This is a genomic window from Shewanella sp. SG44-6, from assembly GCF_014164185.1.
GTDB classification, from domain to species: Bacteria; Pseudomonadota; Gammaproteobacteria; order Enterobacterales; family Shewanellaceae; genus Shewanella; species Shewanella vesiculosa.
In genome coordinates this window covers 1-6,962 of sequence record NZ_JACJER010000183.1, presented here as the reverse complement: position 1 = coordinate 6,962, position 6,962 = coordinate 1, and the positions used below count along the sequence as shown (strand labels likewise).

7 protein-coding genes and 1 pseudogene are annotated in these 6,962 nt (G+C 41.3%); 7 read left to right on the top strand and 1 reads right to left on the bottom strand.

The genetic code is table 11. The annotated features are described in order from the left end of the window. The coding region (locus H5185_RS20485; RefSeq protein WP_182743027.1) for a TetR/AcrR family transcriptional regulator at positions 1-524 on the bottom strand (524 nt) is incomplete at its 3' end. Positions 525-669: 145 nt separating this feature from the next. On the opposite strand from H5185_RS20485, the gene H5185_RS20480 reads away from it, so the two are divergent. The 7 genes and pseudogenes from H5185_RS20480 to H5185_RS20450 all read left to right on the top strand — a co-directional run bounded on the left by H5185_RS20480 (position 670) and on the right by H5185_RS20450 (position 6,401). Next, on the top strand, positions 670-1,713 hold the full coding sequence (locus H5185_RS20480; protein WP_182743026.1) for an alkene reductase: 1,044 nt from the start codon (positions 670-672) through the stop codon (positions 1,711-1,713). 247 nt (positions 1,714-1,960) lie between these two features. Further along, positions 1,961-3,283, top strand: coding sequence for a leucine-rich repeat-containing protein kinase family protein (locus tag H5185_RS20475; protein WP_259396269.1), 1,323 nt, complete (start codon positions 1,961-1,963; stop codon positions 3,281-3,283). Positions 3,284-3,466: 183 nt separating this feature from the next. After that, positions 3,467-3,658, top strand: a complete 192-nt coding sequence (locus H5185_RS20470; protein ID WP_101085561.1) for a CopG family transcriptional regulator — start codon at positions 3,467-3,469, stop codon at positions 3,656-3,658. A 250-nt stretch (positions 3,659-3,908) separates the two neighbouring features. Next, a complete protein-coding gene (locus tag H5185_RS20465) occupies positions 3,909-4,253 on the top strand; it encodes a zinc ribbon domain-containing protein YjdM (RefSeq protein ID WP_011636566.1) in 345 nt (114 codons plus the stop codon). 751 nt (positions 4,254-5,004) lie between these two features. Beyond that, a pseudogene (locus H5185_RS23115) lies at positions 5,005-5,067 on the top strand (transcriptional regulator); the annotation flags it as partial. Between the two features lie 97 nt (positions 5,068-5,164). Continuing rightward, positions 5,165-6,229: a GAF domain-containing protein gene (locus H5185_RS20455; protein WP_182743024.1), complete on the top strand. Its 1,065-nt coding sequence runs from the start codon at positions 5,165-5,167 to the stop codon at positions 6,227-6,229. Continuing rightward, positions 6,216-6,401, top strand: a complete 186-nt coding sequence (locus tag H5185_RS20450) for a hypothetical protein (protein ID WP_182743023.1) — start codon at positions 6,216-6,218, stop codon at positions 6,399-6,401. Before H5185_RS20455 ends, H5185_RS20450 begins: the two co-directional genes overlap by 14 nt. Positions 6,402-6,962 lie beyond the last annotated feature (561 nt).

The window sequence follows — 6,962 nt, the reverse complement described above, 5'->3', positions numbered from 1 at the left end:
GGTTCTGTACGAGCCACCGTTCTTAAACCGTATATTCCCATCACCAAATATTGCGCTAAAAACTGACTGTCGCTGTCTTGTGCGATTAACTTTTGTTTTTTTGCTGTATCAAATACTTGAGCTAACGACTGCTGCCACAGCTGCAAAAATTCACAGGCCATAAGTCTAATTTGTTCGTCTTGCTCGCCCATTTCACTGAGTGACTTGGTTAGTAAGCACGACTGGGTCGCATCGCAGCTTAAACATTCTTGTACGATTAGGGCTAAATATGCACCTAAGTTGTCTACCGCTGAATCATCATTGGCAAATAGCTGCTCAAATTGCTTACTGCGATCTTGTTGATATTGCTCAATTGCAGCAATAAATAAGCCTTTTTTATTATCAAAGGCACAGTAAATTGAACCCGGATGTAGTCCCGTTGCTTTAGTGAGATCTTGCATGCTGGTTTTAGCGAATCCATTCACTAAAAAGGTGCTCATAGCAGCACGTAAAACAGTTTCTCTATTAAATTCAGCGTGTCTCATATCTGGTCACTTCTGGTCAACAACAAAGCGTGATAACTCATCACACTTGAGTCTAACTAAATTTTACCGACTATTCAAAAAATACTTGAATGTCTATTCAAATACGATTAATCTTGAACGCTTATTCAAGAATGGAGTTAACCACATGACGGCCAGTTTATTTACCCCTTACAAACTCAATGACACCTTAACATTATCAAACAAGATTTTAATGGCACCATTAACGCGTTGTATGGCGGATGATGACCTTGTGCCAACACTGAAGATGGTTGATTACTATGCTCGCCGAGCTGAAGCTGGTTTAATTATCAGTGAAGCGACAATTATCCGCCCCGATGCTCAAGGCTACCCAAACACCCCTGGCTTATTTACTCCAGCTCAAATTGACGGTTGGCGTAAAGTGACCGATGCCGTGCATAAAAGTGGCGGTAAAATCTTTGCTCAACTTTGGCACACTGGCCGTGTAGCACACCCACATTTTTTCGATGGTGGTGATGTACTTTCTTCTTCTGCACAAGCGGTTGAAGGCACAGTGCCTAGAATGCGCGAACTCGTTTATCAAACACCAAAAGCGGCCACCTTAGATGATATTAAGCAGTTAGTGGTTGATTATGCTCAAGCAGCGGCAAATGCGATTGATGCTGGCTTTGACGGCGTTGAAATTCATGCAGCGAATGGCTATTTAATTGACCAATTTTTGCATCATGACAACAATCGCCGTGAAGACGAATACGGCCAAACTCCGGCAAACATGTCACGCTTTGCTTTAGAAGTTGTTGATGCTGTGGTTGCCACAATTGGCGCAGATCGCACCGCTATTCGAGTTTCTCCTGGTGCCTATTTTAATATGGCCGCCGATCCACGCGACCGTGATGTGTTTGACTATTTATTACCTGAGTTGGCTAAACGCCATTTAGCGTTTTTACATGGTGGTATTTTTGACGACTCAATGCAGTTTGATTACTTAGGCGGCAATATATCGACCTATTTGCGCAGTGTTTATACTGGCACCTTAGTGGGTGTCGGTAGCTATACCGCGGAAACGGGCAGTGCAGCCATAGCCGACAACAAATTTGATTTGTTGGCAATTGGCCGTCCATTTATTGCCAATCCAGATTACGTGGCAAAAGTGCGTGATGGCGGCGAATTAGTGACATACGCCGACAGCATGTTAGCGGAACTGATTTAACGTTATTTGTTGTTTTAGGTTACTAACGTCAATGGAGGTTAGTAACCTAGTGTGTAGGAATCCATTTCTAAGCCGTACTTGATGTACTAGAAATGGCGCTAAAATTATCAACCCCAATTTGTGTTTTTTAGCCTCCGTTTTGACCACAGCTACTGCTGTGGTTTTTTTTGGTAAAAATTTAGCAGAAATTTGTCTCCGTGGATGCAGTCTATTACTATGGCGACAATTTTCGGTAAAGAGAAACATGATGCAGACACTGCAACAATTAAATGATGGTTTGTTACTGGGTTATCAACGGGTCAGTATCGCTGAACAACTTACGCAATTTCCTACAAAACTGTTTGAATTAGCCGATACCCTAGAAGTACTCGATCTTAGCAATAACCAGTTGTCGTCGTTGCCAGATAACCTTGCCGATTTACATCAACTTAAAATCTTGTTTGTGTCGAATAACCTATTTGAACATCTTCCAGCTGTATTAGGTCAGTGTCCAAAGCTCGAAATGATAGGTTTTAAAGCCAATCAAATTCGCACCGTACCGGAAGCATCCATCCCAAAACAAACCCGTTGGTTAATTTTAACCGATAACCAAATTGAGCAATTGCCAGACAGTTTAGGTCAATGTCATCGGCTCGAAAAGCTTGCGCTTGCGGGTAACCGATTAACAGCATTACCTAATAGCATGGCAAACTGCCATCAATTAGCCCTGATCCGATTATCGGCTAACCAGCTTACCGCTTTACCACATTGGTTATTTGAGTTACCTAACTTAGCCTGGTTAGCCTTTGCAGGTAACGCGTTCAGTCATGTTGAACATTGCGATAATACTCGCGTACCTGTAGTGCCATTAAGCCAGTTTACTTTAGGTCAGTTACTCGGGCAGGGCGCATCTGGACTGATTTACCAAGCCACTCACCATGCTGAACAATCAGATGAGGCAAGCTTTAGCTGCCAGACTGATGTTGCGATTAAGTTGTTTAAGGGCATGGTGACCAGCGATGGTTACCCTGCAGATGAGCTTGATTGCTGCTTAACCGCTGGTGAACATCCAAATTTAATCAATGTCGTGGCACAAATTAATCAACCAGAGCAACTGGGTTTAGTGATGCAACTTATCCCGCCAAGCTATGGCAATTTAGGTTTGCCGCCGTCGTTGCAAACCTGTAGCCGCGACACCTTTGAAGCGCAAACCGTATTTACTTGGGCTCGCATAACTTATATTGCCAGCCAAATGGCTGATATTTTGGCTCATTTTCATCAAAATGGGATTAGCCATGGCGATATCTATGCCCACAACATCATGATAAATACCCAAGATAGCGTATTGTTTGGTGACTTTGGCGCCGCCTCAAATTTAAAACAGTTTACCCCACAGCATTTGCAATTAATGCAAGCGATTGAGGTGAGGGCATTTGGTTATTTGGTCGATGACATGCTAAACCTCATCGATAACCCAAACACACCACAAGCGACAATGTTGCGCCAGTTAGTGCAAGATTGCTTGCAGCATAGTGCATCAACTAGACCGAGTTTTAAAGCGTTGTTACCCCGTTTAGCGAGCATTGTGTAACAGATAAACACACTCGGGCTAAGGCATCATTAGGTTTAACCTAGTTGTTTCTTAACTCGGGTGAATGCCCCAAGCTAATGGCTCTAGCTAATCGTACGGCGAATAAAAAATCCAGAATATGGTCTTTAGCCACACACTGGATTATAATCAAATTATCATGTCGTAATGAAAGGCTAGCCCACTGTGGAAAATAAAACTGCACGTTTTACTGTATTAATGGACCCGCTAAAGAAGCAGGCATTTGAACAATTGTGTGCTGCGCAAGATCTCACCCCATCACAAGTCACCCGTCAGCTTATTCGCGAATATCTCGAAAAGCATGATGTGAGTTTTGCTGACAATCAAAGTCGCCCTAATCCGCAGGTAAAAAGCTAAGCTTCAATTCGCCTATTGTTAGGCTATTAGTGACGTTAGTGGTAATCCCAATCGTTGCGTTAGCAGATGAGTGGATCAGCTGGTTTATCACCCTAGGGTAGTCAATTTGTGATAATAGCATTATAATGTCATTACAATATTCGGCAGGGTAGATACTTTTCTACCTCACGCCAATCGATAAAGCCTGTCGAACTGCGTATTAGCGCTGTTAACGTGTTCGACAACTGCCAAGAACACAGAGAGTAAAGATATGAGTGATGTAATCCCGCCATGCCCAAAATGTGAGTCTCCGTACGCTTATTCAGACGGCACATTATTAATTTGCCCAGAATGCGCCAATGAGTGGAACCCAAATGAAGAAGTGGTTGATCCAGACGCTATCATTTTAAAAGATGCCAACGGCAACTTATTAGCAGAAGGCGACAAAGTCACCTTAATCAAAGACCTTAAAGTAAAAGGTTCATCACTCGTGCTTAAAGTTGGCACTAAAGCAGTGATCAACCATTTTGTCGACGGCGACCACGACATCGATTGTAAAGTGGATGGCAATGGCCAAATGATGCTGAAATCGAAGTTTGTTAAAAAACAAAGCTAATAACGATTGAACTAGTCGTTATATGTGACCATTAATCAGCTTGAGGCTGATTAACAAAAAATCCCTGCAGGCAGCAATGCCAGCAGGGATTTTTTTATGGACAAGGGTTCAAGGCCCGCCGCCACATCTGAACGGGTTATTGTTGTTCCAAAAAGTATATTGTTTAGCAATGCCCGAGTGCATGCTTGCCCAGTTTTGCTCCCCAAGTGCAATCACTTCCGTGACACGCTGTAAACCCATCACTGGGCGCTGTGCGAAAACATCGATGTTTTCGATGGTCACAGCCGCGATTGCACCTGTGTCTCTACTATCTTCGATTGAGCCGCTTTTGTAGTGTCATATAAGCAAAAATCAAAAACAGTTTATTCATTGGCTATCGTAATTGAATTCCAGTAGTTTTTGACAGTTTGATAGAAAATAAATTTGTTAAACACCGAGGAGGCAAAGCCAGAGCAAGTGCTAGAAACTTTGCAAACTCTAAAATCAGACGAACGTGAAGACTTCATTAAGCGTAAGCCATTACTCTGCAAAGCTTATATTCATAACTCTAGTTGGCAATAAAGTGCCAACTCAGTAGTAGTTAGCGAAGCACTAACCACCACCCTTAGTACCTATTTAGGTGGCTGTGACATGTACATTCCTAATGTTAAACGTCGCAAAGAGATCCTGACAGATACTTATTTGGCGCTAATTTTAAGCCAATAACCTAGAAAAATTAGTAAGGGATTATGGTCCTACTGAGCGTCGAGTCAGCCAGATCATTGCAGAACAAAGAGCGGCGTTTGTGGCGAAGAATCAAAGAAAGTTGTTTTGATTGTTGAGTAATCCCTCAGAGTGACTATTAAGTAGCGCTTTTCATTTAACGGTGTTCTAAGTATTATTCATTTCTTTGTAAATACACAGGATCATACATGCCTAAGGAAAGGTTGAAGCACTTTTTAAGTGTTGCTAAGAATAATAATCACTTATCAGATCACGTTATTAGTAAAAGTACTTTTTTTTCTAATACTTGGGTCACCTTAGTGGCTCCTGTCTTGATTGGTTTTGGGGTGAACTATTATTTTAGTATAAAAGAGGAAAATGTTGTTCCGTTTTTTATTTGGTTAATGTCATTCGTTTTTTTATTTGTGCACATATTTGCGTCCTACGTATTGCATAAAAACAGTAGCAAATACTCTTTATATTCTCATGCGATAGAGTTAAATGATGATTTTCACGCACTGAGAGATGAATTGGCAAAATATAAATGGGGGTATCGGGAGCTCAGCAATTTGCATTCAACCCAGATATCAGTATTGAGAATGGTTACCCATGCTACCGATGCAGCAGTTGGACAGTTTGATCTCGCAACTCAGAAAGCATTAGATAAAGAACTGTTGCAAGAGAATGATTTTTGGGAAATGTTCGGGCAACATCTAAGTGCAATCATGTATCCATTAATCTTGGAACGTGAGGAGTTATTTAAGTATATATCTGAAAGTAAATATAATATTGCACTGTATTTTTATAATGATGACGAAGACTTCCTGGGTATTGTCCATCGTGATTGTGATAGTCGATTACCCCAGAGGAATAGACGATGGAAACCTGGAATTGGCCACGTTGGGTTAGCATTTCTTCATAAGGCAGTTAAGTTATGCCCCGACATTACCAAGAGCAGTGAGTTAATCACAAATCAGCACAACGGTGATTCAGATAACTACAAAAGTTTCTTATCTATGCCTATAATGAAGTGCGATGACGATGGCAATGTCGATAATGGCATAAAACCTTTAGGCGTTTTAGTGTTGACGAGTGCTCTACCAGAACAGTTCGATGAACAACGAGATTTGCCTTTTATGACTATGATAGTGAAGCTACTTGCGATATATTTGTCATCAGCTGATAATTACATCACTCGTTTTGGTTATATAGATACTCAGGAATCTGCTGATGACAGGGATTATGCAACGGAGAATGGCAATGAAAGCGAATAATCAAACAATCCAAAATACAAAAGTGGTAGCAAATGCTGCTCTAAAGACTAATATGGGATATAAACTGAATCAGGCAGCATCTAGTAAAAACCCTGATTCTAGTTTCATAAGTAATTGGTTTAGTCAGGAGCGCCATGAATCGTTCAAGTATGCTAAGTCTCTGGTAAAATAGGGGCAACCTCCAATAATAAAAAACGCTATTATTTTGCGTTTTTATTGAGATAAATGACAGTTTATTAGTTTATTAGTTTATTAGTTTATAAAATAAAAAGGTTTCAGCATGCTCCCGAAACCTTTCTAACCCGTTAGAACACTCTAAACCGAGACAATGAACCTATGTTCCTTGTCTCGGTTTTTTTATGGATCTTTTTTAGCCAAACAGTCCTTACAGTCCAGCCTTTATACCGCGGTTAACCTTTGTGTTTAGCAAAGAAGGCCGCCATCAATGCAATCCGAATGACTTAGGTGTTTGAACCCATTTCAGCATCAGTGCTAGGGCGTACCCTATTGAAGACATTGCCAATCTAAACTGAGCGCTAGCGCAGTTTTTATACCATAGCGATTATTGGCGCGCCGCATATTATTTTTTCTGCAGCACTAAATAAAGTCTAATCGGAGAGAGTTAAATTATAAGTGCAATCACTTCTGTGACACGCTGTAAACCCATCCATGGGCGCTCTGCGAAAACATCCATGTTTTCGAAGGTCACAGCCGCGATTGCACCTATAATTTA

Excerpts from the sequence above, each read along its gene's own strand:
- H5185_RS20455 (WP_182743024.1), top strand. The coding sequence starts at position 5,165 with ATGCCTAAGGAAAGGTTGAAGCACTTTTTAAGTGTTGCTAAGAATAAT.
- H5185_RS20465 (WP_011636566.1), top strand. The coding sequence starts at position 3,909 with ATGAGTGATGTAATCCCGCCATGCCCAAAATGTGAGTCTCCGTACGCT.
- H5185_RS20475 (WP_259396269.1), top strand. The coding sequence starts at position 1,961 with ATGCAGACACTGCAACAATTAAATGATGGTTTGTTACTGGGTTATCAA.
- H5185_RS20480 (WP_182743026.1), top strand. The coding sequence starts at position 670 with ATGACGGCCAGTTTATTTACCCCTTACAAACTCAATGACACCTTAACA.
- H5185_RS20450 (WP_182743023.1), top strand. The coding sequence starts at position 6,216 with ATGAAAGCGAATAATCAAACAATCCAAAATACAAAAGTGGTAGCAAAT.